The sequence below is a fragment of the Gemmatimonadaceae bacterium genome (genome assembly GCA_020851035.1).
Taxonomy (GTDB): Bacteria; Gemmatimonadota; Gemmatimonadetes; order Gemmatimonadales; family Gemmatimonadaceae; genus JACMLX01.
On the sequence record JADZDM010000031.1, the window covers coordinates 1 to 24,392 of the forward strand.

18 protein-coding genes are annotated in these 24,392 nt (G+C 70.7%); 9 read left to right on the forward strand and 9 right to left on the reverse strand.

All coding sequences use genetic code 11. From position 1 onward, the window contains the following. Window positions 1-141: 141 nt before the first annotated feature. The 3 genes from tesB to IT355_19845 all read right to left on the reverse strand — a co-directional run bounded on the left by tesB (window position 142) and on the right by IT355_19845 (window position 10,404). Window positions 142-1,005, reverse strand: coding sequence for an acyl-CoA thioesterase II (gene tesB, locus IT355_19835; protein ID MCC7055533.1), 864 nt, complete (start codon window positions 1,003-1,005; stop codon window positions 142-144). A 166-nt stretch (window positions 1,006-1,171) separates the two neighbouring features. Beyond that, window positions 1,172-4,876 (reverse strand): SDR family oxidoreductase, encoded by a 3,705-nt coding sequence (locus IT355_19840; protein MCC7055534.1) that lies wholly within the window; start codon window positions 4,874-4,876, stop codon window positions 1,172-1,174. Continuing rightward, window positions 4,873-10,404: an AMP-binding protein gene (locus IT355_19845; GenBank protein ID MCC7055535.1), complete on the reverse strand. Its 5,532-nt coding sequence runs from the start codon at window positions 10,402-10,404 to the stop codon at window positions 4,873-4,875. Before IT355_19845 ends, IT355_19840 begins: the two co-directional genes overlap by 4 nt. Window positions 10,405-10,708: 304 nt before the next feature. On the opposite strand from IT355_19845, the gene pxpB reads away from it, so the two are divergent. From pxpB to IT355_19875, 6 genes are read left to right on the forward strand one after another with little or no spacing between them, the layout of a single operon-like run. Next, entirely contained in the window at window positions 10,709-11,398 is a 690-nt protein-coding gene (gene pxpB / locus IT355_19850; GenBank protein MCC7055536.1) for a 5-oxoprolinase subunit PxpB, read from the forward strand. Beyond that, entirely contained in the window at window positions 11,395-12,384 is a 990-nt protein-coding gene (locus tag IT355_19855) for a biotin-dependent carboxyltransferase (protein MCC7055537.1), read from the forward strand. Before pxpB ends, IT355_19855 begins: the two co-directional genes overlap by 4 nt. 1 nt (window position 12,385) lies before the next feature. Next, a complete protein-coding gene (locus IT355_19860; protein MCC7055538.1) occupies window positions 12,386-13,159 on the forward strand; it encodes a LamB/YcsF family protein in 774 nt (257 codons plus the stop codon). Window positions 13,160-13,169: 10 nt separating this feature from the next. Further along, window positions 13,170-13,844 carry a DUF969 domain-containing protein gene (locus IT355_19865; GenBank protein MCC7055539.1) on the forward strand — a complete coding sequence of 225 codons (675 nt, stop codon included), beginning with the start codon at window positions 13,170-13,172 and terminating at the stop codon, window positions 13,842-13,844. Further along, window positions 13,841-14,797 carry a DUF979 domain-containing protein gene (locus IT355_19870; GenBank protein MCC7055540.1) on the forward strand — a complete coding sequence of 319 codons (957 nt, stop codon included), beginning with the start codon at window positions 13,841-13,843 and terminating at the stop codon, window positions 14,795-14,797. Before IT355_19865 ends, IT355_19870 begins: the two co-directional genes overlap by 4 nt. A gap of 5 nt (window positions 14,798-14,802) precedes the next feature. After that, window positions 14,803-15,813 carry a DUF2891 domain-containing protein gene (locus tag IT355_19875; protein MCC7055541.1) on the forward strand — a complete coding sequence of 337 codons (1,011 nt, stop codon included), beginning with the start codon at window positions 14,803-14,805 and terminating at the stop codon, window positions 15,811-15,813. A gap of 3 nt (window positions 15,814-15,816) precedes the next feature. Here the strand turns inward: IT355_19875 and pgl are convergent, their stop codons facing one another. Genes pgl through gnd form a run of 3 tightly spaced genes read right to left on the reverse strand, consistent with a single transcriptional unit; the run spans window position 15,817 to window position 18,868 of the window. Continuing rightward, complete coding sequence (gene pgl / locus IT355_19880; protein MCC7055542.1) at window positions 15,817-16,527, reverse strand: 6-phosphogluconolactonase; 711 nt, start codon at window positions 16,525-16,527, stop codon at window positions 15,817-15,819. Further along, window positions 16,524-17,957: a glucose-6-phosphate dehydrogenase gene (gene zwf / locus IT355_19885; protein MCC7055543.1), complete on the reverse strand. Its 1,434-nt coding sequence runs from the start codon at window positions 17,955-17,957 to the stop codon at window positions 16,524-16,526. Before zwf ends, pgl begins: the two co-directional genes overlap by 4 nt. Continuing rightward, window positions 17,954-18,868, reverse strand: coding sequence for a decarboxylating 6-phosphogluconate dehydrogenase (gene gnd / locus IT355_19890; GenBank protein MCC7055544.1), 915 nt, complete (start codon window positions 18,866-18,868; stop codon window positions 17,954-17,956). Before gnd ends, zwf begins: the two co-directional genes overlap by 4 nt. 294 nt (window positions 18,869-19,162) lie before the next feature. On the opposite strand from gnd, the gene IT355_19895 reads away from it, so the two are divergent. Continuing rightward, a complete protein-coding gene (locus IT355_19895) occupies window positions 19,163-20,041 on the forward strand; it encodes an alpha/beta hydrolase (GenBank protein MCC7055545.1) in 879 nt (292 codons plus the stop codon). A gap of 278 nt (window positions 20,042-20,319) precedes the next feature. On the opposite strand, the gene IT355_19900 is transcribed toward IT355_19895, so the two are convergent. Then, window positions 20,320-21,114, reverse strand: a complete 795-nt coding sequence (locus IT355_19900) for a sulfite exporter TauE/SafE family protein (GenBank protein MCC7055546.1) — start codon at window positions 21,112-21,114, stop codon at window positions 20,320-20,322. 70 nt (window positions 21,115-21,184) lie between these two features. On the opposite strand from IT355_19900, the gene IT355_19905 reads away from it, so the two are divergent. Together IT355_19905 and IT355_19910 are read left to right on the forward strand one after the other, a co-directional pair. Further along, the gene (locus IT355_19905; protein ID MCC7055547.1) at window positions 21,185-22,435 is read left to right on the forward strand and encodes a dicarboxylate/amino acid:cation symporter; all 1,251 of its coding nucleotides are present in this window, start codon (window positions 21,185-21,187) and stop codon (window positions 22,433-22,435) included. Between the two features lie 36 nt (window positions 22,436-22,471). Continuing rightward, the gene (locus IT355_19910) at window positions 22,472-22,999 is read left to right on the forward strand and encodes a DUF1572 family protein (protein MCC7055548.1); all 528 of its coding nucleotides are present in this window, start codon (window positions 22,472-22,474) and stop codon (window positions 22,997-22,999) included. Window positions 23,000-23,062: 63 nt separating this feature from the next. Here the strand turns inward: IT355_19910 and IT355_19915 are convergent, their stop codons facing one another. Together IT355_19915 and IT355_19920 are read right to left on the reverse strand one after the other, a co-directional pair. Next, window positions 23,063-23,812 carry a DUF481 domain-containing protein gene (locus IT355_19915; protein ID MCC7055549.1) on the reverse strand — a complete coding sequence of 250 codons (750 nt, stop codon included), beginning with the start codon at window positions 23,810-23,812 and terminating at the stop codon, window positions 23,063-23,065. Next, entirely contained in the window at window positions 23,809-24,378 is a 570-nt protein-coding gene (locus IT355_19920; GenBank protein MCC7055550.1) for a DUF4126 domain-containing protein, read from the reverse strand. Before IT355_19920 ends, IT355_19915 begins: the two co-directional genes overlap by 4 nt. Between the last annotated feature and the right edge of the window lie 14 nt (window positions 24,379-24,392).

Consider the following 24,392-nt stretch of genomic DNA (forward strand, 5'->3'; position numbering starts at 1 on the left):
AGCTCGCGCTGACGGCGTGCATGCGGCACCTGCTCATCATCCTGAACGCCATGGCGAAAACACAACAGCGCTGGCTCGCGCCAGCGCCGCCAGTGGCTTGACTTTCAACACAGCTACTTTGCGTTGAGGCTGTTCCGCCGGTCAGCTGGAGCGAAGCCGCATGAGCCCTTCCTGCGCGACGGACGCAACGAGGGTCCCGTCCTGGGTGTAGATGCTGCCGCGCACGAAGCCGCGCGCACCGGCGGTCACCGGACTGTCCATCGAGTACAGGAGCCACTCGTCCACCCGGAACGGGCGGTGCATCCACACCGAGTGGTCCAGCGAGGCGAGCTGCATGCCCGGCGAGCGGAACGACAGGCCGTGCGGCTGCAGCGCGGTGCCGAGCAATCCGTGGTCCGAGGCGTAGGCCAGCACGGCCTGGTGCATGATTGGCTCGTCGGGCACGGCGCCCAGGGAGCGGAACCAGACGTGCCGCACCGGTGGCCGCGGCCGCGGATCGAACGGGTCCACCGGATCCACCGGGCGGAAGTCGATCGGCCGTTCCTGCGTGAGCACCGGGCGCAGCGCCTCCGGGATGCGCGACGCGATCTCGCGGATCAGGTCCAGCTCCGTGATGAGCTTGTCCGGCGGCGGCACGGCCGGCATCGGCTCCTGGTGCTCGATCCCGGTCTCCGCCACCTGGAACGATGCCGACAGGTTGAAGATCGCCTGGCCGTGCTGGATGGCCGTCACCCGGCGCGTGGTGAAGCTGTTGCCGTCGCGCAGCCGGTCCACGAAGTAGACGATCGGCGCCTCGAGGTCGCCGGGCAGGATGAAGTAGCCATGCACCGAGTGCGCCTCGCGCGCGCCCTCCACCGTGCGTCGCGCCGCCACCAGTGCCTGCGCGAAGACCTGCCCGCCGAACGCGCGCCCGGTGCCGATGTCGCGATTCTGCCCGCGATAGATGTTGACTTCGAGCGGCTCGAGGTCGAGCAACTCGAGCAGGTCGTCCACGTGGCCGGACATTGCAGGACTGGTGAATGGTGAACCGGGCGCGCCTGCGGTTGCGGCGGCGCCATGCGGAAATCTAGTCCGACCCGGCCGCGGCGACCGGCCGCAGGGCCGATGACACGGCGCCCCGGCCCCTGCAGGGACCGGGGCGCCGGGCCACCGGATCACACCGTCGCGCGGCTCAGACCGTGATGGCCATGCCGCGATAGATCCGCGACCGGTAGCGCGAGTCCTCCGCATCCGGGAGCGGTGCGCCGGCCAGCAGCACGGCCCGCGCGAAGCGCCGCACCTCCTCCAGCGTCTCCTCCTCGTTGCGCGGCTCCTCGCTCCGCACGCGCCGCGTGAGGTTGATCTGGTTCACCGGCACGTCGTTCACCAGCCGCTCGTTCTCGACCGCCAGCGTGGCCGTGAGGGCGTGCAGCGTGCTCTTGACGAAGTTCGCCAGCGAGAACACCTCGCCGCCGCCGCCGGCGGGCACGTCGGGCGACACCAGCACCAGCTGCGCGTCGTCCAGCATCGAGGCCTTGCGGGCCACGCGGAAGTGGTGCGTCAGGTTCACGTCCACCAGCTCCTTGAACGCCGCCGCATCCAGCACCTCGCCGTCGCGCCCGAACAGCAGGTCGGGCAGCGGCGCGAAGGGCGTCGAGATCACGGTGGTGGGGCGACCGGCCTGCTTCAGCGCCGCGTTCATCCCCGCCTCGATGTCGTCGCCGCACGGGATCTTCACCAGCACCCGGCGCAGCTCGCGCGGGATGGCGGCCTCGATCGCATCGGCACCGGGCAGCGTGCGCGTCAGCAGCACGATCTTCCCCACGCTGCAGATCTCCGCCAGCTGCCGTGCGGCCTCCGCCAGGTGCGGCACGAGGTGCTCGCCGATCAGCCACACCGTGCGGCCGCGGAGCTGGTCGAGCCGCTCCCGCTTCGCGCTGCCGAAGAGCTCGCGCTCGGTGATCGACCGCTCGAGGTTGAGGCCACCCGACGGCATGAAGGTCTCGCCGCTCACGGCGCGATCGGCCAGGAAGAACACCGTCGCCAGCGCCACCTCCACCTCGGTCGGCATGCGGCGCAGGTGCAGCAGCGACATCACGCCCTTGTTGACCTTCTCCGCCTCGCGCTCGATCGAGGACGGCGGCAGGAACGGCAGGTCCTCGGGCGGCAGGCGACGCAGCCACTGCGCGGCCGTCGGCGGCGTCCAGTCGCCGGAATCCAGGAACAGCCCGCCGAGCGTGAGTCGGGCCAGCAGCCGCTCGGCGATGGACGGCGTCATCAGGTAGTCGCCCCACGTCGCACCGTCGGCCGCCTCGGCACGGCACTGGTTGGCGAGCTCGCGCAGCTCGTGTGGCACGTCGAGGTCCGTGGTGAGCTGCACCACGTCGTTTGCCGCGAGGTGCTCGAGCGTCGATTCCACGCGCATCCCGCGCCGCACCGCGCGGATCACCGCCGAGTGTGCGGCGTTGAGGCGCTTGTTCTCGAGGATCAGGCGACCGCGGCGCATGAACAGCCCCGGCTTGCCGCCCAGGCCGCGGAGTCGGTCACCATCCACCGGGCCCGGTGCGATCGCGTTGATCTGGATCTCCGGGCCCAGGTGGCGCGCCAGCGACTCCACCAGCGCGCGCTGGCCGGCCTTGCTCACCGCGTAGTCGGCCCGGTTCGGGTACGCCACCGCGAGGTGCTTCTCGCCGCCGAAGTAACTCGACACGTTCAGGATGTAGCCGCTGCCCTGCTTCCGCATCACCGGCACCACTTCCTTGAGCAGCGCGTAGTTCGACACCAGGTTCGCATCCAGTGTGTAGCGCCACGCGTCGAGCGACATGTCCACCACCATCTCCTCGGCGCCGGCGACGCCGGCGTTGTTGATGAGGTAGTCGATCCGCCCGAACGCGGCGAGCGTGCCATCCACCGCGAGGCGCAGCGTGGCCACGTCCCCCACGTCCACGCCGGCCATGGTGCGCACGCGCCGCTCGGCCCCGCTGTACCCCACGTCCTCCAGCTCGCCCACGATCTGCGCGCGCATCACCTCGAGCTCGCTCTCGCGGCGCGCCACCAGCATCACCCGGGCGCCCGCCATCGCCAGCAGGCGCGCCACCTGGCCGCCGATGCCGGCCGAGCCGCCGGTGATCAGCGCCACCTTGCCGAGGTGCAGCCCGGTCAGGTTCTCCATGAAGCCGAGCATCGCGCGCTTGGCGCCGGTCGCCTTCACGATCGACTTCGGCATGTACAGGTTGACCTGCGGGATGCGCCGGTCGGTGCAGATCAGGCGCGCCGCCTGGCCGGCGGCGAAGCGCCGGTTCTCGGGCTCGTTGTTGCCGTAGCGGATGATCTGGTTCCCCCACTCGATCCACTGCCGGCGGCCGTGCTTCACGTCCACCTTCGTCTCGTCACGCCACACGCGGGTGAGCGCCTCGAGCGCGGCGCGCAGCATGTCGGCGTACGAGTTCCACGCCCCGTCGCTGCCGTTCGACATCATCACGAAGCGCGGGTTGCGCGGCAGGTCGGTGCGGCCGCTCCAGTACCGGCTCAGGGTGCGGGCGAGGGCGACGGCCCCGGTCAGCTCGTGGTCGATGAACTCCTGGATGTCGTCGTCGCCCGCCTCGCAGACCAGTCCCGTGAAGCGCTCCGGCCCGTACGCGGGCATGATGATCGCCCCGTGCACGGCGCCGCCGCCGGCCGGTCCCTCGGCCAGCGCGCGCTCCATCGTCTCCGGCACCGAACGGTCGAAGCGGGCGACGCGGATGCGCGAGTCGAGTCCATTGCCATTGAGCAGCGAGCGGAGGGCCCCCACGTCATCGTCGGTCGGCACGCCCAGCAGCACCGCCGCGCCTACCTCCGCCTGCAGGCGCGCCACCGCGAGGCCATCCTCGAGCTGGTCGCCGCAGGCCACCAGCACGGCCAGCCCGCTCCCGTCCACGGTGCGCATCGTCGGCCGCGACACGAACTCGCTGCGGCTCTCCTTCCGCACCCACATGCCGTGCGTGACCTCGAAGTCGTGCCCGTTGAACGCCGCCGACTCGTCGCTGCCAAGGAAGACGCAGGTGTTGGCGACGTCCTTCGGCATCGGGAAGGTGCGGCCGGCTGCCGGGTCCTCGCCGGCGCGCTTCAGCGACATCAGTCCCGTGAAGGTCGTCGCCGTGGTGCCCGGGTCGTCGCCGCGCATCGTGTCCATGGTCGCGAACACCGACTGGATGCGCTCCGAGCGGATCGGGCCGGGGTAGACGGTGTTGACGCGGATGCCGCGGTCACCGAGCTCGAACGAGAGCTGCTTCGAGAGGGCGTTCAGCGCCGACTTGGGCACCACGTACGGCGAGCGGGCGTAGTACTCGGTGCGCGAGAAGATCGTCGAGATGTTGATGATCGACCCGCCCGGCTGCATCACCTTCGCGGCCGCGTTGGCGACGTGCCACGCCACCCCGAGGATGCTGCGCATGGCATCACCGACCGTCTCGCTGTCGGTGGCCCCCTCGGCCTGCAGTGCTGCGAGTTCCTCGCGCGTGATCGGCACGCGGCGGAGCGGCTGGCGCGGGCCGGCGGACCCGGCGTTGTTGACGACGATGTCGAGGCGCCCATGCCGCGCGATGGCGGCAGCCATCGCCGTGCGCACCGACGCGGGATCAGCGCCGTCGAGCGTGACCACCGAGGCCTGCGCGTCCGGCACGCCGGTCGCCTCCACGCACGCCGCCCGCGCCGCCTCCACGCGATCGAGGTCGCGCCCCGTGAGCACCACCGTGGCCCCTTCGGAGAGGTAGTGGCGGACGATGTGCCCACCGAGGTTCCCGGCGGCGCCGGTCACCAGCGCCACCTTCCCCGCCAGCCGGCCGGCACGTCCCGTCGCGGCTGTCTCCGCTCCCGTCGCCACCTGTGTCAACGTTCCCCCGTGTAGTGCAGTCATGAGTCGTGCTCCGTGGCCGCCCAGGCCTCGAGCAGGGCATCCTTGCCGCGCAATCCGAGCGCCGGCAGCGCGTGGTTCACCAGGTAGTTCGCGCCGGCGTGGCGATTCTCCCACATCGCCTGGTGCGCCACCGGCAGCTCGTGCCAGGGCACCACCGTCGGCGGCGTGATCTCCAGGAAGCCGGCCGCGATCATGTCGTTCATGCGCGTCACTTCGTAGGCGTTCGTGAGGTGCGTGCCGAGGATCGTGGCGGTTGGCATGAGGATCTTCCGCTGCCGCGTCCACACCTGCGGGGCGTAGAACGCGTAGCGCCGGCCCTCCATCTGCTCGCAATAGACCACGCGGCCGGTGAACGGCTTCACCAGCGAGGTCGACACGCCGAGCGCGTCGTGGCCGGCGCGTTCCATGATCAGGTCCGGCGCCCCGCGCGGGTTGTCCGGCGAGCGCAGCACCTTGCCCACCGCGGCACCGAAGGGCTTCAGCGTGTTGTCCTGGAAGTCCCGCACCGCCTGGCGGAACACCTCCGTCTGCACCTTGGCATCCGGCAGGCGCGGCATGCTCTCCGGCCACTCGAAGTCGGAGGTCCGGCGTGACACCTCCTCCAGCGAGACGACACCCGCGATCGCGTCCTCGAAGCCGAGCGACTGGAGGAACTCCCGCTGGCCATCGGTCGTCGCGGCCACCACACACCGGCCGCGCAGCGCACGCACGGCCTCGATCATCTCGAGCCCCGTCGCATCCACCAGCTCGGTGGTGCGCGGGCCGTAGTACACCAGCACCGCCTCACCCGCGCGGAGGCCGGCACGGCGCAGCATCATCTCCGGCGACGCGATGCCGGGCTTGCCCACGAAGGTGAAGTGGTATCCGCTCGACGCGCCGTAGAACGTCAGTGCGCCGCCCTGCTCGAGCAGCTGGAAGCTGCGCGGGAACGCCGTTTCTCCCGCGTGCGAGACGACGTAGTCGGCGAGGCGCCCGCCGTTCTGCGCACGGAACTCGTCGCACAGTGCCGCGCCGGCCGCCACCCACTCCTGCCGCGCCGCCTCGTCCTCCGGCACCACGGTGAAGAGCGACGAGAAGCGCGGGTCGCGCCGGTCCAGCGTGCCATGGGCCCCCAGCGCCCGGACCGCCGCCGCCCGCTCCGGGCTCGACACCAGCCCGGTCACCTGCACCCCGCTGCGCAGCGCCGTCTTGAGCGCCTCGAGACCGGTGCCGGTCGCCGACCCTTCCACGAACATCGTGCGCCCCGGCTCGATCTTCAGCGTGGTGAAGAGCGCGCGGACGATCGTGCCGAGGTTCAGGATGTACGATCCCGCCTGCTCCAGCGTCAGGTCGCCGGGCACGGGGTGCAGCTGCGGCGCCTGCGTCACGATGAACTGCGAGTGGCTGCCGAAATCGGTCTCGTATCCCTGGATCGAGAAGTCGGCGTACATCGGGTCGCGCGCCGCCAGGGGCGAGAGCAGGTCGCTCTGCCCGCTGTAGATCGCCACCAGGTCACCGACCTTGAGCCGCCCCTCCGCCTTGGCATCACTGCCAAGCGCCGCCACCAGGCCGAGGCCACCGGAGCCGGTGACCTGCACGTCCAGGTCGTGGTTGTCGAAGCTCGACACCGGGATCCCGGTGATCGCCCAGATGTCGTTGAAGTTCACTTCCGACGCGAGCACGTAGACGAGTGCCTCCATCGCCCCCGGCGTGCCCACGGGCACGATCAGTTCCTGCTCCGCCACGGCCGGTGCGCCGAACCGCGGCGCGCCCGTGGCCTGGTCCTTCGGCACGCCGAAGGCGAACTGCCAGGCGGGAATCGGCGTCACGCCGGGATAGAACGGCGCGCCGACGGGGAGCAGCGCGCCCGCCTCCCGCTGCGCCGCGATGAAGTCGCCCTGCTCGGCCACCAGCCGCACGCCGTCGCGCTTGATCGGCAGGGGCTGGCTCTGCTTGTCGAGGAACTGGCGGATGCCGGTCTTGCCGCCTTCGGGATCCACCACCCCCTCGGCGAACAGCTCCGCCTCACGCGCCAGGCCTGCATCCAGCCCGCGCTGCCAGCCGGTGCGCACGGCATCCATCACGCGCGCGCCTGCCGCTTGCCGGCCGGCCCACGCCAGCTGCTGCAGGATGCGCTGCAGGTGCCCGTCGAGCATCACGACGTCGAGGTCCTCCACGCCCGGCCCGTTCCACTCCGTCACCTGGCGCAGGCGTTCCGTGTGCGCCTGGCCCAGCGCACTCGCGCGCCCGCTGCGATACCACTCGCGCACCCGCGCGTGCGCCGCCGAGAGCACGTCACCCGAGGCGTCACTCAGCTCGTCCACGAGCCCCATCGCGTGCGCCGCCTCACCGTCGGCGTTGCGCCCACCGAGCAGCAGCTCGAGCGCGTCGCGCACGCCATCACTGCCCCGGCGCGCCGCCAGCAGTCGCGGCAGCCGCTGCGTGCCGCCGTACCCCGGCAGCAGCCGGAGCCGGATCTCCGGCTGCCCGAACTGCGAGTAGGGCTCCGCGATGCGGTAGTGGCAGGCGAGGGCGAACTCCATCCCGCCGCCCAGCGCCACGCCCTGGATCGCCGCGATGCATGGCTTGCCCATGCGCTCGATGCGGCGGAAGGCGAGCTGCGCGTTGTTCGGCAGCACGCGGGCCTGCTCCAGCGTGTGGATCTCGTCGAGGAACTGGCGGATGTCGGCGCCGGCCACGAACGACGAGGTCCCGTCACCGGTGAACACCACCGCCTTCACGTCGTCGCGGTGCGCGAGGTGGTCGACGACGATGTTCAGCTCGTCCAGGGCCCGCTCGTTGAGCGCATTCACCGGCGGGTTGGTCACGTACACCGTCGCCACCTTGGCACCGGCGGCGAGCGTGTTGTACTGCACGCGGAAGTACCGGTAGCGCTCGAACAGCTGCTGCTCGTCGGAGAGCTGCTGGCGGCGCTGCCAGGTGCCGATCGCCGCGCGCAGCTCCTCGATCGACTCCGGGTTCCGCAGCGTGCTCACGTCGCCCACGTCCGCCCCTTCCACCAGGGCGCGCACCATGCGCCGCACGTACTTGCCGCTGCGCGTCTCGGGGAACTGGCGCACCTCGATGAAGTCGCTGGGCACGGCCACGGCCCCCTTCTCGAAGCGCACCAGCTCCGAGAGGCGGCGCTTGTCGTCCTGCGTCAGCGCGCGCCCTGCGGTGGGCTTCACGAAGGCGAGCGGCGTGAGCCCCTTCTCCCGGTGCGGCGCCCCGACGACGATCACGTTGCCGACCGGAGAGTCGGGATCGAGCTGCCGGTGGCGCAGGATGGCCCCCTCGATCTCCTCGGTGCCCATGCGGTGCCCCGAGACGTTGATCACGTCGTCGCTGCGGCCGTGCAGCGAGAACGAGTCGTCGTCGTGGCGGACGGCGAAGTCCCCCTGGGTGTAGGCCCACACGCCCTGCCAGCGCGTCCAGTAGGTGCTCGTCCAGCGGGCCACGTCTCCCTGCCAGCCGGCCGCCACGCGGTGGCCGTCCACCGTGAAGTGCTCGCTGTCACCCCAGACGGTGCGGGCGAGGTACGGATACGGTGCGGCGATGACGATCTCACCCTTCTCCCCGCGCGCCGCGCGCCGGAACGGCACGCCACCCGGCGCCGCGCGAAGGTGTGGCGTCAGCGGGGCCGTCGGCTCGGCATCACCCGGCGCCGACTCGGTCCAGACGTCGCCCAGGATCCAGGGCAGCGCGTAGGTGTGCGCGTCGGCCCGCAGCGGGAAGTCGCCATTGCCGTAGAAATGTGTCCAGGCGATGCCGCCGTGTTCCGTGGCCCAGTACGAGTTGATGTACCACGGCGCCAGCAGCTCCATCCCGAACTGCTGCACCACCGGCGACACCGGCTCGGCGCAGAAGGTGCAGACGCGGAGCGTGGACGTGTCGTACCGGCGCACGTCGGCCGCGTTCTGGTGGTCCTGCATGATCCCCTTCAGGAACGTCGCACCGGCCTTGAAGATGCTGACCTTGTGCCGTTCGATGATCGAGGCGAACCGCCCCGCGTGCGGGAACACCGGCGCCCCCTCGGTGAACACGCTCGTCACGCGCGTGGTGAGGGCGGCCGAGATCATGTAGCTCTGGCCGGTGATCCACCCCGGGTCGGCCACCACGTACATCACGTCGCCGGCCGTCGCATCGAACGCCACCCGCATGCTGTGCGCGATGCCGGCGGTGTACCCGCCGTGCACGTGCACCACGCCCTTCGGCTTGCCGGTGGAGCCCGAGGTGTAGATGAAGAAGAGCGGGAACTCGGCGTCGAGCGGGGCGGGCGCACTGGCGGCCCAGATCGCCCGCACGAAGTCGCGATCCGGCAGCGCGAGCAGTGCCGTCTCGTCGGCCACGTCGATGCCGGCCTCCCGCGCCGCCGCCAGGATCACGCCCAGCGCCGCGTCGGTCAGCTCGTGGCTCCAGCGGTCGCGTTCCCCGCGCCACACGATGTCCTCGATGCCGCTGTGGCGCACCACCACCACCGTGTCCACCCGCGGCGGTGTCGAGACCAGGGCCGCCGCGATCGCGGTGCGCACCCGGCTCGCGTCGCTCGCATTCAGCTCGTGCGCATCCGACAGCGACTGCAGCGCGCGGCCCACGCCGCGCATCACGTCGCTGCGCTGCACCGTGATCTCGCCGGCCAGCGTCTCGTCGATCGTGGCCAGCACCGTGGCCACCTGCGCCGCCGGCAGTGCCAGCGTCGCCAGCGTCGCCGACACCACCGCCCGCGCCGACGCCATCGGCACGTAGTCGTCCAGCGCCGGGTCGGTGTACGCCGTCTTGAACGGCACGATCTGCGCATTGCGATAGCCGCCGTCGGCGGTGATCACCACCCGCGCGCCGGCATCGTGGATGCGGTCACTCAGCGTCTTGTCGCTGAAGCCGCCGAACACCGGCGTGTACACCACGCCGATGCGCTTCGCCCCCTCGGTCCAGTAGAGCTGCGCCGGGATGTTCGGCATGTTCAGCGCGATGCGGTCACCGCGCCGGAGGCCGAGGGCCAGCAGCGCGATCGAGCACTTCGCGGACTCCAGCAGCAGGCTGCGGCGCGAGACGGGGTAGCACTCCAGCGGCCCGCCGCGCCCGCCATCGAGCGACATGTCCCAGCGGTCGCCCTCGAAGATCAGCGCGGCCTCGTCGCCGTGGCCCGCGAGGACGTGCCGGTCCACCTCGTTGAAGCCGGCGTTGGTCAGGCCGCCGTCGAACCAGGTGAAGTACGGTGCGGCGTCGGCGTTGAATGCGCGCGACCAGGGTGCGTACCCCGCGGGCAGGGCCGGCGTGATCGGTGCGCCGGATTCCGCATCGAAGCCCGTCCAGGCGGTCGCGGCGTCGTCCCACGTGATCCAGCCGCCGCGAGCCCCCAGCGACGGATTGAACCAGTGCAGCTCTCGCTGCGCGATCGCGCCGTGGAACCCTCCCGGGTCTGCCAGGCACTCCGCCCGCATGCGGTCCCAGTCGGCGCGTGTGCGGATGGGATTGCAGCGCGCCACCGGAGGTGACACGGGACGAGGCCCCGTCGCATCGACGAGGAACGGGTCGGTCGTTACGGCCATGCCGGCTACTCCGGGCGTTGGCAAAAGGTGTCTGGCACACGAACGTGCAGGCCGGCTACCCCGGCAGGCACGCCGAAATGAAGCCGGGGGGCCGACGTGCTGGCAAGGACGATGATACGCGCCAGCCGTTTCTCCGTGAGCGGCGTAACCGGTTACCCCGACACAGGTGTCCGGCATCGACCCACACGCGGCGCGGCGCATCCGCGCGACGGCATGATGTCGTTGCAACCGCACCAGCACCGCCAGTGCACGGCGTGCCCGCCCGATGGCGGCGCCCCCGTACCCCGTACATGTTGTCCGGACAGTGCCCCAGACCTCCGTGATTCCGCTTGGTGACCGCGCGCTGACCCTCGAGGTGCCCGAGGCGGATGGCGCAGCGTCGCGTGACCTCATCCGGTGCCTCCAGGCACAGCTCCGGTGTGACGCGCCCGCCGCGGTGACGGCCCTCGTGCCCGCCATCCGCACGCTCACCGTGCACTACGATCCCATGCGCATCACGTTCGGTGCGCTCCGCGACTACCTCGCGGCCACGGTCGATGCACTCGTCGTCACCGCCGAGCCGCCGCGCCAGCCGGTGATCATCCCCGTCTGCTACGGCGGCGAATTCGGCCCCGACCTCGACCAGCTCGCCAGTCTGCACGGCACCAGCGCCGACGGGATCGTGGCCACGCACACGGCGGGCGCGTACATCGTCGCCATGGTCGGCTTCCTCCCGGGCTTCCCGTACCTCGAGGGACTCGACCCCTCGCTGCACACGCCGCGCCGCGCCGAGCCGCGGACTGCGGTGCCGGCCGGCAGCGTCGGCATCGGCGGCAGCAACACCGGGATCTATCCCTTCAGCTCCCCTGGCGGCTGGCACCTCATCGGGCGCACGCCGCGCACGCTGTTCGCGGCCACCCGCGACGCGCCGTCGCTGCTGCTGGCCGGTGATCACGTGCGCTTCACCGCCATCACGCCGACAGCCTTCCGCGAGCAGCGCGAGCGTCCCGCGTGACGGTGCATGTGCGGCAGCCCGGCCTGCTCACCACCGTCCAGGATCTCGGGCGCATGGGGTGGCAGCACATCGGCGTGCCGGTGGGAGGGGCGATGGATCCCGTCGCGCACCGCGTCGCGAACCTGCTCGTCGGCAATGACGACGATGCGGCGGCACTCGAGTGCACGCTCGGTGGGATCGCGCTGCAGTTCACCGCACCCACGCTGGTGGCGCTCGCCGGCCGCGACATCACCGCCTCGCTCGATGCGACCCCGATTCCCGGCTGGCGCCCCTTCCTCGCTCCCCGCGGCGCGCTGCTGGTGCTGCACGATGGATGCCGGACGACGATCGCATTCGCCGGCGGCGTGGATGTGCCGCAGGTGCTCGACGGCCGCGGCACGTCGCTGCGCGCCGCGTTCGGCGGGCTGGCGGGACGCCCCCTCCGCCGCGACGACCGCCTCGCCCTGAGCCCACCGACGGCACTCGGCGCCCGCATCGCCGCGCAACTCGATGCCCGCAGCCGCGTGGTCGCCAACTGGAGCGCCGGCATGAGCATCCGCCCTGCATACACTGACACGCCCACGCTGCGGATCATTCCCGGTCCGGAGCACGGCCTGCTCACCGACGCGTCGCGCGACCTGCTGCTCGGCGACACCTTTCGGGTCTCCCCCGACTCCGACCGCATGGGATTCCGGCTCACCGGGCAGCCGCTCGCCCTCACCTCCGCAAGCGAGATGCTCTCCTCCGGCGTCACCGCCGGCACGATCCAGCTGCCCCCCGGTGGGGCACCGATCGTGCTCATGGCCGACCGGCAGACCACCGGGGGCTATCCGCGCATCGGCGACGTGATCACCGTCGACCTGCCCCTCCTCGCGCAGTTGCGGCCCGGTGATGACCTGCGCTTCGCACCGGTGTCCCTCGACGCCGCGCAGTCGCTCTACCGGTCCCGCGAGCACAACATCTCCGGTGCCCGTGCCGCCATGCGGCACAGGTTCCTCGAGGCCTGACATGACACACGTGGACCTGAACTGCGACATGGGCGAGAGCATCGGCCCCTGGCCGATGGGCAACGATGCCGCCGTGCTGCCCTGCGTGACATCCATCAGCGTGGCCTGCGGCTTCCACGCCGGTGACCCCTCGGTGATGCGCGCCACCGTGACCGCCGCCGCCGCCCACGGCGTGGCGATCGGTGCCCACCCCGGGCTCCCCGACCTCGCCGGCTTCGGGCGCCGCGACATGGCCATCAGCCTGCAGGAGGCGTACGACCACACGGCCTACCAGCTCGGGGCGCTCCAGGCGATCTGCACCACCGCCGGCACGCAGGTGCGCCACGTCAAGCCGCATGGGGCGCTCTACAACATGGCGGCGGTGCGCGAGGACCTCGCCGATGCCATCGCCCGCGCGGTGCGCGACGTGGATCCGTCGCTCGCGCTCTTCGGCCTCTCGGGCAGTGCGCTCATCGATGCCGGCACGCACTGCAGCCTGCGAGTGGTGAGCGAGGTGTTCGCCGACCGCCACTACCAGCCCGACGGCACGCTCGTGCCGCGCTCGCACCCGCAGGCGCTCGTGACCGACGTCGACCTGGCCACCGAGCGCGCCCTGCGCATGGTGCAGCACCGCTCGATCGTGGCCATCGACGGCAGCCACGTGCCCGTCACCCCCGACACGATCTGCATCCACGGCGACGGACGCAGCGCCCAGCAGTTCGCCCTCCGCATCCGCGCCGCCCTGCACGCGGCGGGCATCGACGTGCGCGCACCGCACGCCGCACGCCACGCCTGACCACCGGACCATGCTCGTCCTCAGCGGACTGCTCGTCGTCGTCCTCGGCTTCGCCCTGCGCGTCAACCCGCTGCTGGTGGTGACGGTCGCCGGCCTGGTCACCGGCATCGCCGGCGGCCTCGGCGCGCTGCGCACCCTCGGCACGCTCGGACATGCCTTCACCGAAAGCCGCTACGTCGCCATCGTCTGGCTGGTGCTCCCCATCATCGGCCTGCTGGAGCGCGCGGGACTCAAGGAGCGCGCCCGCGACGTCGTCATGCGCATGCAGGGTGCCACCGCCGGCCGCGTGCTGCTGGCCTACCTGGCCCTGCGCCAGGCCACCGCCGCCCTCGGCCTCGTCTCCCTCGGTGGTCATCCGCAGATGGTCCGGCCCCTCATCGCGCCGATGGCGGAAGGTGCCGCCGAGCGCGACGTCCCCGATCTCGACCTGGCCACCCGTCAGGAGATCCGCGCCCACGCTGCCGCCGTCGACAATGTCGGCGTCTTCTTCGGCGAGGACATCTTCATCGCCATCGGCTCCATCCTGCTCATCAAGGGCGTGATGGAGCAGGCGGGCATCCGGGTGCTGCCCACCGAGCTGGCCGTCTGGGCAATTCCCACCGCGATCGCGGCCTTCGTGATCCACGGTGCGCGACTCCTGCTGCTCGACCGCCGCCTCGCCGCGCGCCGCGGTCGCCGCACGTGATCACCCTCGAGTTCCTCTACCGGCTGATGGGCCTCCTCACGGGCGCCACCGCCGTCATCAACTTCCGCGACCGCACCAACCCCAATCGGCGCGCGAACGCCGCCTTCTGGGGGCTGTGGAGCCTCTCGTTCCTGTTCGGCACCTGGCTGCCGGACCTGGCGAACGGGGTGCTCATCCTCGCGATGGTGGCCGTCGCGAGCCTGCGCGGCGTGAAGTCGGGCGGTGCCGAGGGCTCGACGCTGGCGGAGCGCACGGCCAGCGCGCGGACGTGGGGCAACCGGCTGTTCCTGCCCGCACTCGCCGTGCCGGCACTCACCCTGCTCGCCAATGCCACCATCGGCCACATCACCATCGGTGGCGCACCGCTGGTGGACGCGAAGCAGGTCACGCTCGTGTCGCTCGGCGTGGCCACCATCCTCTCGCTTGCCTTCGGCCTGGTGATGCTCCGGCCGCCGCTCGCCGCTCCACTCTCCGAGGCCCGGCGGCTGCTCGACGCGGTGGGCTGGGCGGCGATGCTGCCGCAGCTCCTGGCCGCCCTCGGCGCCGTCTTCGCCGCCGCCGGTGTCGGGAAGGTCGTCTCGACCCTCGCCGCCAGCGCCATCCCCGGCGGCGCCCCGCTGCTCCCGGTGGTGGCCTATACCGTGGGGATGGCCCTCCTCACGATGCTCATGGGTAACGCGTTCGCCGCCTTCCCCGTCATGACACTCGGCATCGCGCTTCCGCTGCTCGTGACGCAGCTTCATGGTGATCCCACCATCATCGCCGCCATCGGCATGCTCTCCGGCTTCTGCGGCACGCTCATGACGCCCATGGCGGCGAACTTCAACCTCGTGCCGGTGGCCCTGCTGGAGCTGCCTGACCGCTACGCCGTGATCCGCGTCCAGGTCCCCACCGCCCTGCTGCTGCTCACCGTCAACACCCTGCTGCTGTACTTCCTGGCCTTTCCGCACTGACGTCCATGCTGCCCACGCTGACTCCGGCCTTCGCCTCGAAGTTCGCGGCCCTCGCGCTGTCGCACGTCACGCGCGAGTACCCGAACCGGCTCGAGCACGTGCTCACGGGCGCGCATGATCTGCGCTCGCCGCAGGCGCTGCATCCCGTGTTCTACGGCAGCTACGACTGGCACTCCTGCGTGCACGCCTACTGGCTGCTGGCCCGCCTGCTCCGCACGGTGCCGGACCTCGACGCTGCGCCGCAGGTGCGCGCGCTCTTCGACACCCAGCTCACGCCGGAGCACATCGCCGGTGAGGTGGCGTACCTCGCACCGCCGCAGCGCGCCACGTTCGAGCGACCGTATGGCTGGGCGTGGCTGCACATGCTCGCAGCCGAGCTCTCCCTCCACGAGTCCGGCGAGGGCCAACGCTGGGCCGCAGTCCTGCGCCCACTGGCGGACGCCGTGACGGACCGCTGGCTCGCGTTCCTGCCGCGCTCCACCTACCCGATCCGCGTCGGCACACACTACAACACCGCCTTCGCCATCGCGCTCAGCCTCGCGCATGCCGAGCGGGCCGGCGATGACGTGCTGGCCACGGCACTCCGGGATGCGGCGATCCGCTGGTACGGCACCGACGAAGGCTGCCAGGCGTGGGAGCCGGGGGGAGACGAGTTCCTCTCGCCGGCACTGATGGAGGCCGAGTGCATGCGACGCGTGCTGCCGGCGCGCGCGTTCGCGGCGTGGCTGGTGCGCTTCCTGCCGCGCATCGCCACCGGGCAGCCCGCCACGCTGTTCACGCCGGCGCTGGTGAGCGACCGCACCGACGGCAAGATCGCGCACCTCGATGGCCTGAACCTCAGTCGCGCATGGTGCTGGCGCCACCTCGCCGCCACCATGGCGGCCGACGATCCGCGCCGGCCCGTCGTGCTCGATGCCGCGCGACGGCACATCGCCGCGAGCCTGGAGCACGTCGCCGGCGACTACATGGGTGAGCACTGGCTGGCCACCTTTGCCCTGCTCGCGCTGGACGAGTAGCGCTCAACCCGGATCGACGATCCAGAGCGTGCGGGCCGTCCCCGACAGCATCGCCGCCGGCAGTTCGGCGGCATCGGGATCGCCACGCAGGATCCGCGCACGCACGTCCCGCTTGTCCGCGCCGGTGCACAGCACCACCTGCGCCCGCGTCGAGTTGAGCGCCCGCAGCGACAGACCCACGCGCTCGGCCACCGCGAATGCCGGCGGCGCCACGGCCGGCATCGCCCAGTGCGGCTCGGTGGTGATGCGCGCGTCACCGGGGAACAGGCTGTTGGTGTGCCCGTCGGCGCCCACCCCCGACAACACGAGGTCGAACTTCGGTTCCGGCAGCGGTGCCAGCAGCGCGTCGTACTCCGCGGCGGCCGCGGCACTGCCGCGTTCACCGCGAAGACGATGGATCTGCCATGGCGGGATCGGCACCTGCGACAGCAGCATCTCGTCGATCATGCGGAAGTTGCTGTCGGCATGATCCGGCGGCACACACCGTTCATCCCCGATGTATGCCTCGACCAGGTCCCACCGCACGGCCGCACGCGTCGCCAGCTCCCGGTAGACCACCGCCGGCGTGCGGCCGCCCGCCAGGACGATCCGGCAGCGCCGCCCGGACTCTCCCGTCACACCGGCGATGATCCCGGCGAGGAGCGTTGCCGTGTCACGCGCGAAGTCCTCCGGCGGCAGCACCAGCACCTCCCGCCGTGCGCCGAGGCCCGTCATCGCGACGAGAACCTCGCTGCTTCCGTCGGGCCGTCACTGCCGGCAGGATACGGCAGCACGCCCACGGCCCCATCGAGCAGCGGCGTGAACAGCGTCCACGCCACCTCCACCTCCTCGGCGTGCACGAAGAGCGTCTGGTCGCCGCGCAGCACGTCCAGCAGCAGCGTCTGGTACGCCTCCGGGATCGACTTGAACGCCTCGGCATAGTCGAAGTGCAGCGGCAGCCGCTGCACACGGAACGGCTCGCCCGGCGCCTTCACGTCGAAGTACAGGCTGAACCCCTCGTTCGGCTGCAGCGTCAGCACCAGCGTGTTGCGGTGCAGCGACTCCTGGTGCATCGACCGGAACATCCACACCGGTGCCCGCCGGAACTTCACCTCGATCTCCGTCACCCGCTTGCCCAGCCGCTTGCCGGTGCGCAGGTAGAACGGCACCCCCTGCCAGCGCCAGTTCTCGATGTGCAGCCGGATCGCCGCGAAGGTCTCGGTGCGCGAGTTGGGCGCCACCCCCGGTTCCTCGCGGTAGCCCACCACCTCGGTCCCGTCGATCTGGCCGGCGTGATACTGCCCGAGCACCGCGTCGGCCGGTGACACCGGCGCGATGGCGCGCAGCGCCTTGATCTTCTCGGCACGGATCGCCGCTGCCTCCATCGATCCCGGGACCTCCATCGCCACCAGCGCCAGCAGCTGTGTCAGGTGGCTCTGCACCATGTCGCGCAGGGCGCCAGCCGTCTCGTAGTAGCCGGCGCGTCCCTCCACGCCCAGGTCCTCCGACACCGTGATCTGCACGCTCTCGATGTGGTTCCGGTTCCAGAGGTTCTCGAACATCGCATTCGCGAACCGGAACACCATCATGTTCTGCACCGTCTCCTTCCCGAGGTAGTGGTCGATGCGATAGACCTGCTCCTCGGTGAAGTAGCGGTGCACCGTCTCGCTCAGCGCCCGCGAGGAGGCGAGGTCGTGCCCGAACGGCTTCTCGATCACGAGGCGCGTGATGTCCGACGGAGCATTGAGGCCCGCCTCGCCAAGTCCGGTGATGGCATCGGGAAAGCTCTCCGGCGGCAGCGCCACGTAGAACACGCGCTCTTCGAACGGCCCGTCACTCGCCTCGAGTGCCACGATGCGATCGCGCAGGGTGGCGTAGTCGGCGGGGCGGCCCTCGCCGATCGAGTGGCCGCGCAGGAACTGCGTGGCCCACGCCGTCACCGCCTCGGGTGGCGCGATCGCCGCGCCGATCGCCGTCGCGCCGATGGCCTGGAACGCCGCGTCGCCGAAGTCCGGCTTCCGTGACAGGCCGAGGATCACGCAACCTGCGCTCGTCATCTGCTGCGCATGCAGCTGGTACAGCGCCGGGAGGATCTTGCGCCGCGACAGGTCCCCCGACGCGCCGAACACCACGAACAGCGCGCGTCCCGGGGTGCATTCGCTCACGCGCCGGACTCCGGCTTGATCGCGTGCCCACCGAACTGATTGCGCATCGCGGCCAGCAGGCGGTCGGCGTAGGAGTCGGTGTCACGGGAGCGCAGGCGCTGCAGCAGCGCCAGCGTGATCACCGGCGCCGGCACGTCGAGGTCGATCGCCTCGGCCACCGTCCAGCGCCCCTCGCCGGAATCCGACACCCAGGGGGCGATGCCGGCCATCGTCGGGTTCGCCGCCAGCGCCCGGGCCGTCAGGTCGAGCAGCCACGAGCGTACCACGCTGCCGTGGCGCCAGAGCTCCGCCACCTGCGCCAGGTCGAGCTGCATCTCCGCCTTGTGCTCGAGGATCGAGAACCCCTCGGCATAGGCCTGCATCATCCCGTACTCGATCCCGTTGTGCACCATCTTCGTGAAGTGCCCCGCCCCGGACGGCCCGACACGCGCCCAGCCGCGGTCGGTGGCCGGAGCCAGCGTCGCGAAGACCGGTGTCAGCCGCGAGACGGCCGCCTCGTCGCCACCGATCATCAGGGCATATCCCTCCTGCAGCCCCCACACGCCGCCGCTCGTCCCGACATCCACGAAGGCCAGCCCGTGGGCGGCCAGTTCCGCGGCCCGCCGCTGGCTGTCCTTGTAGTTGCTGTTGCCGCCGTCGATGACCGTGTCACCGGCGCTCAGCAGCCCGGCGAGTGCGCGCACCGTCTCCTCGGTCGGCGCGCCGGACGGGACCATCACCCACACCACCCGGGGTGCCTCCAGCCGCTCCACGAGTTCCGCCAGCGACGCCGTGCCGGTTGCGCCGTCCGCGGCCGCGGCAGTCACCGCCGCCGGACTGTGGTCGAAGACCGCCAGCTGGTGGCCGCCGCGGAGCAACCGCGTGGTCATGTTCGCGCCCATGCGCCCCAGTCCCACCATGCCAAGCTGCATCGTCTGAGCAACCTCGAGAGAGTCCGTGCCACACCGCGCACATCGCGCCGGTGTGGGCAGCATATCCGGCTGACCACACCCACTCAAGCGACCACGTGGTGGCGCATCAGCGCCGCTGGCAGTTGTCACTGTCGCACGTGATGCCACAGATTCACGGTGCCGATGATGGCCCTGCCATGCGGCTGCGTGTCTCCCGTCCCGCTCGATGCCCCGTCTCATTGCCAGCCTCCCGCATGCCCGGCGCTGTCCCGCCACCGTGATTCGGCGGCCGGCGATGCGTCCGGCCTTCCGGCCGTGATCCAGGACCTGCTCGCCCAGCTGCGTCGCTGGCGCTGGCTGCTGGTGCCGGCGGCCATCCTCGTCGCGCTGCCGTTCCTCGCGCGCTCGGTGGCCTTCCGCCTGGTGGAGTCGAACAGCCTCGTCTCGCGCCCCGTCGGGCCGGAGACGCCGCTCACCTTCGGCGTGCCCTTCACCCGCGTGAACGTGCCGCGCGGGACGTACCACCTCGATGGCGTGATGACCAAGTTCAGTGACCGCGCCCCGGTCATCGTGATCTTCCACGGCTCGGCCGAGTCGGTGTCGTACTGGGCCGACGTGCAGGCGCTGCTCTACAAGGCCGGCATCTCGAGCTACGTGTTCGACTACTCGGGCTTCGGCAACAGCGGCGGTGAGCGGCACGCCGTGGTGATCGAGGAGGACGTGCGCCAGGCCTGGCGCGACGCGGCGATCCAGTTCCCCTTCGCCGAGCGCCGCATCGCCCTCGGCTACTCCCTCGGTTCCGGGTTCCTGGTGAAGGAGTTCCCGACGCTGGTGCCCGAGGCGCAGGGGCTCGCACTGGTCGCCTCGTACTCCTCCGCCCGCGAGGCGGCCGTGGCCTTCGGCAGCATCCCGGGATGGGCGTCGGCCATCCTGCCCGACCTCTGGAACTCGGTCGAGAACATCGCCGAGGTCCATGCCCCGCTGCTGGTGGTGCACAGCGACAAGGACCAGCTCTTCCCCCTCGCCATGCCTCGCCGCGTCTTCAACGCCGCCAACGAGCCCAAGGCCTTCGTGCGCCTCGTCGGCTACACCCACGAGGACGGCCACCTCCGCCCCGACGCCGCCTACTGGGCCGGCGTGATGACCTTCGCCCAGACCGGCCGCCTGCCCCAGTCCAACGACACCCCGCCCTGACATCCGTGCTTCGCCACCGTCGTCAAGGGCAACAGCCTTGACGCAAGGGCGCAAAGGACGCAAGAAGATCCTCGTGGCCAGCGATGGCAGGCGTGGCCCGAGGCATCGAGAGGGCTCCGGGAACTGCAACCGCAACCGCAGTTCTCATCACTGCTCTTCTTCCTCATGCGGGCACGGCATGGCCCCGCGCAGCGAGCCGATGTTCTTTGCGTCCTTCGCGCCGCTTTGCGTCTTTGCGTCAAGGCGGTTGCCCTTGACGATGCTGGCGGCTGTGGAATTCAGCGGCTGGAGACGAAGAGCCAGACGGCACTCGCGATCCCGATCAGGCCGATCAGTTGCCGCATCACGTCCTGGTTCATCCGCTGCGCGACCCGTGCCGCGACGTGGCCGCCGGCGATGCTCCCCACCGCCATCACCGCCGCGATCGGCCACTGCACCAGCCCCGAGGCCGCGAACGTCACGATCGCCACGAAGTTGAAGAGCAGCGCCATGATGTTCTTCAGCCCGTTCATCTGGTGCACGTTCGTCAGGCCGAGCAGCCCGAACGCGGCCAGCATCACGATGCCGGCGCCGGCCCCGAAGTAGCCGCCGTAGATCGCGACCGCGAACTGCACCGCCATCGCCCAGCGCCCGGGCGGGGCAGGCAGAGCATCGGGCGACAGGAGCTCCGGCGCCGTGGCCCCGATCCGCGCGCGCAGCCAGTGTCCCACGCGCTTCTGCGACAGGAAGAGCAGTGTCGCCCCGAGCACCAGCCACGGCACCAGCGCCTTGAATTGCGCATCGCTGGTGCGGGTCAGCAGCCATGCACCCAGCGCGCCGCCCAGCAGGCTCGGGACCACCAGCACGCGCGCCCAGGTGCCCACACCGCGCAGCGCGTCCCGGTAGCCCAGCATGGAGCTCAGGCTCCCGGGCCACAGCGCCACCGTCGACGTCGCATTCGCCGCCACCATCGGCACGCCGAGGCCCACCAGCGCCGGGAAGGTCAGCAGCGTGCCGCCGCCCGCCACCGAGTTCGCGGCACCGCCAAGGAGCGACGCCACCATCACGCCGGCCAGCTGCGGCAGGTCAGCCATCCCCGCCCGTCCTTATATTCGCGCCGGTGCCATCCGCCCAGGTCATGCACGTCCCCCGTTCCAGTGCCGCATGAAGCGCCTCGCCTCGAATCTCACCGTGCAGGTGCTCACCGCGATCGCACTCGGCGTCCTGCTCGGCGCGCTCGCCCCCGACCTCGGCAAGGCCCTCAAGCCCGTCGGCGACACGTTCGTGAAGCTAGTCAAGATGGTCATCGGCCCGATCATCTTCCTCACCATCGTGCTCGGCATCGCCAACATGGTGGACCTGAAGAAGGTCGGGAAGGTCGGCGGCAAGGCCTTCCTCTACTTCGAGATCGTCAGCACCTTCGCGCTCGCCATCGGGCTCGTCATCGTCAACGTCACCCGCCCCGGCGACGGCGTCGATGTCTCCCGCCTCGCGAAGGGCGACATCTCGCAGTACGCGAAGGCCGGTGAGAGCATGAAGTTCGCCGACTTCGTCGCCAACATCGTCCCCGGCAGCGTGGTCGACGCCTTCGCCAAGGGCGAGATCCTGCAGATCGTCTTCTTCGCCGTGATCTTCGGCGTCGCGCTCACCTCGCTCGGCAGCACCGCCAAGCCGCTGGTGGACGTGCTCGACCGGCTCTCGCACGTGTTCTTCAAGATCGTCGCGCTGGTCATGACGGTGGCCCCCATCGGCGCCTTCGGGGCCATGGCCTTCACCGTCGGCTCCTTCGGCATCGGCACGCTGCTCCCGCTCGGCCGCCTCATGCTCGACGTCTACCTCACCATGGCGGTGTTCATCTTCGTCGTGCTCGGCGCGATCTGCCGGCTCTACGGCTTCCGCCTCCTCGAGTTCCTCCGCTACATCCGTGAGGAGATCCTGCTCGTCCTCGGCACCAGCTCCAGCGAGGCCGCGCTGCCGCGGATGCTGGTGAAGATGGAACGGTTCGGCTGCGACCGGACGGTGGTGGGCCTCGTGATCCCGGCCGGCTACTCGTTCAACCTCGACGGCACGTCGATCTACCTTGCGATGGCCACCATCTTCCTCGCCCAGGTGAACCGCATCGAGCTCGGGATCGCCGAGCAGCTCAGCATCCTGCTCGTGCTGATGGTGACGTCCAAGGGCGCCGCAGGAGTCACCGGGTCGGGGTTCATCGTCCTCGCCAGCACCCTCAGCGCGATGAAGGTCATCCCCGTCGAGAGCATCGCCCTGCTGCTCGGCGTCGACCGCTTCATGTCCGAGGCGCGTGCCATCACGAACCTGATCGGCAACGGCGTCGCGACACTCGTCATCTCCCGCAGCGAGAACGCGTTCGACGAGGACCGACGCCGCGAGGCCGTCGCCGGCCTCGGACACTGACCGCCGCCACCGCCGCCGCACCCGGGACTCCACGCCATGGACCGCTTCACCGACGCCGCCTGCACCATCCTGCTCGACGAGTTCCTGCCGAAGATCACCCTCTCCCTCGCCCCGCTCAGCGACGCCGACACGTGGTGGCGCCCGGCCGAGTCGTCGAACAGCATCGCGAACCTGCTGCTGCACCTCGAGGGCAATGCGCGGCAGTGGATCCTGTCCGGCGTGCGCGGCGACCCGGACGTGCGCGACCGTGACGCCGAGTTCGCGGCCCGCGCGGGGCCCGGCAAGGAGGCGCTGGTGGCGCGGTTCCGCGACACATTGATCGAGATCGAGCGCGTGCTGGCCGGCATTCCCGCCGACCGGTTCGACGAGCCGCGCCGGATCCAGGGGTCGGACACCACCATCTTCGGCGCGATGTTCCGCCTCACTACGCACGTCGCCGTGCACACCGGCCAGATCATCCAGCTCGCGAAGTGGCGCGCGCCCGGCGTGGTGCGCCACTACGAGGCATCCTCCACGTCGTTCACGCCGCTCTGGCAGCCCACCCCGCGCCCGCCGCTGCCCTGAGCAACGACGAAGGCCGGCCGCATGTCCGCGGCCGGCCTCCGTCCACCACCCACGCGCGCGACGTCAGTACGTGAACTGCACGCCCGTCGTCAGCAACCCGTCGAACTTCTTGAACCGCTGCGTCGACGCCGGCTTCAGCGGCGGCGCGTTGTTGTAGTTCACCAGGTAGCCCACCTTGATGCCGATCCGCGCCGACAGCGGCGCCACCAGCGACGACTTGGTGGTCAGCTGCCAGGCATCGGTGGTCGAGAAGTTCGGCGTGAAGCCCGCCACCTGCTCGAAGTAGCTCACCTTCGAGAACATGTGCCGGTACATCCCGTCCACGTTGCCCACGAAGTCGCTCGTGCTCGGGTTCGTCCCCACGAACGAGCGCTGCAGGCCGCCGAGGCCGAGCGACATCTGCAGCTTGTCGATGTCGGTGTCGACGAACTTGTAGCCGAGGCCGAAGCTCTCGTTGAACTGGCTGTTCAGGCCCGCCGGCGTGTTCCGCAGGCCGGTCGTCGCCACGTACGCCGTCAACTTCTTGGTCAGGTTGTAGTCGCCACGCGCGCCGGCCTGGTAGAGCTCCGCGTTCCGCACACCGTTGGCCGTGCCACGCACCGCCGACGCCGTCTGCGAGAACTTCCACGTCGGGAACGCATAGCTGTACCGCTGGCCCAGCGACACCGTGTTCACTTCCTGGTTCCCCTGGCTCGCCGCCAGCGAGAAATCCGCCACGAACTCATAGGGTGGCTTCTTCGCCGGCTCCTGCGCCATCACCGTCCCGGCAGCCACCGTCACCAGCGCCATCGAACGAAGAACTGTACGAGTCATGTCACCGCCTTTCGTGTGTGTGGTTTGGACATCCGTTGACGTACCATCCAGCCCAGCACCAGCACCAGCCCGATCGCACACACCACCGGCACCAGCAACGCCAGCGCGGCCGTCACGATCGATCCCACCAGCTCACCCGTCGACACCACCGGGTTCGCCGCCCCACCCGTCACCGCCGTGCTCTTCAGCCGCAGCAACGACGTGGCCCCATGCAGCAGCCCCGCCGCACCGCCGCCGCCGATCAGCGCGATGCCCCACGCCAGCACCGGTGGAAGATCCGTGATCGCGGCCGCGCTCGCCAGCACACCGGCCACCACCGCGGCCGGCGCCGCCGCCACATCCAGCGCGTTGTCCAGCCACGGCACGTAGTACGCCACCACCTCCAGCACCGCCGCCGTCCCCAGCGCCACCAGCGCCGGCAGCGTGGAGAGCATCACGAAGCTGTCGTTCAGCGGAATCACCCCGGCACGCCCAGCCAGGCCCAGCGCCAGCAGCGGCACGAACACCCGGAACCCGCACGCCGCCGCCACCCCGATCCCCGTCAGCACACTCAGAAACGTCTCCACCACGACACTCCAGT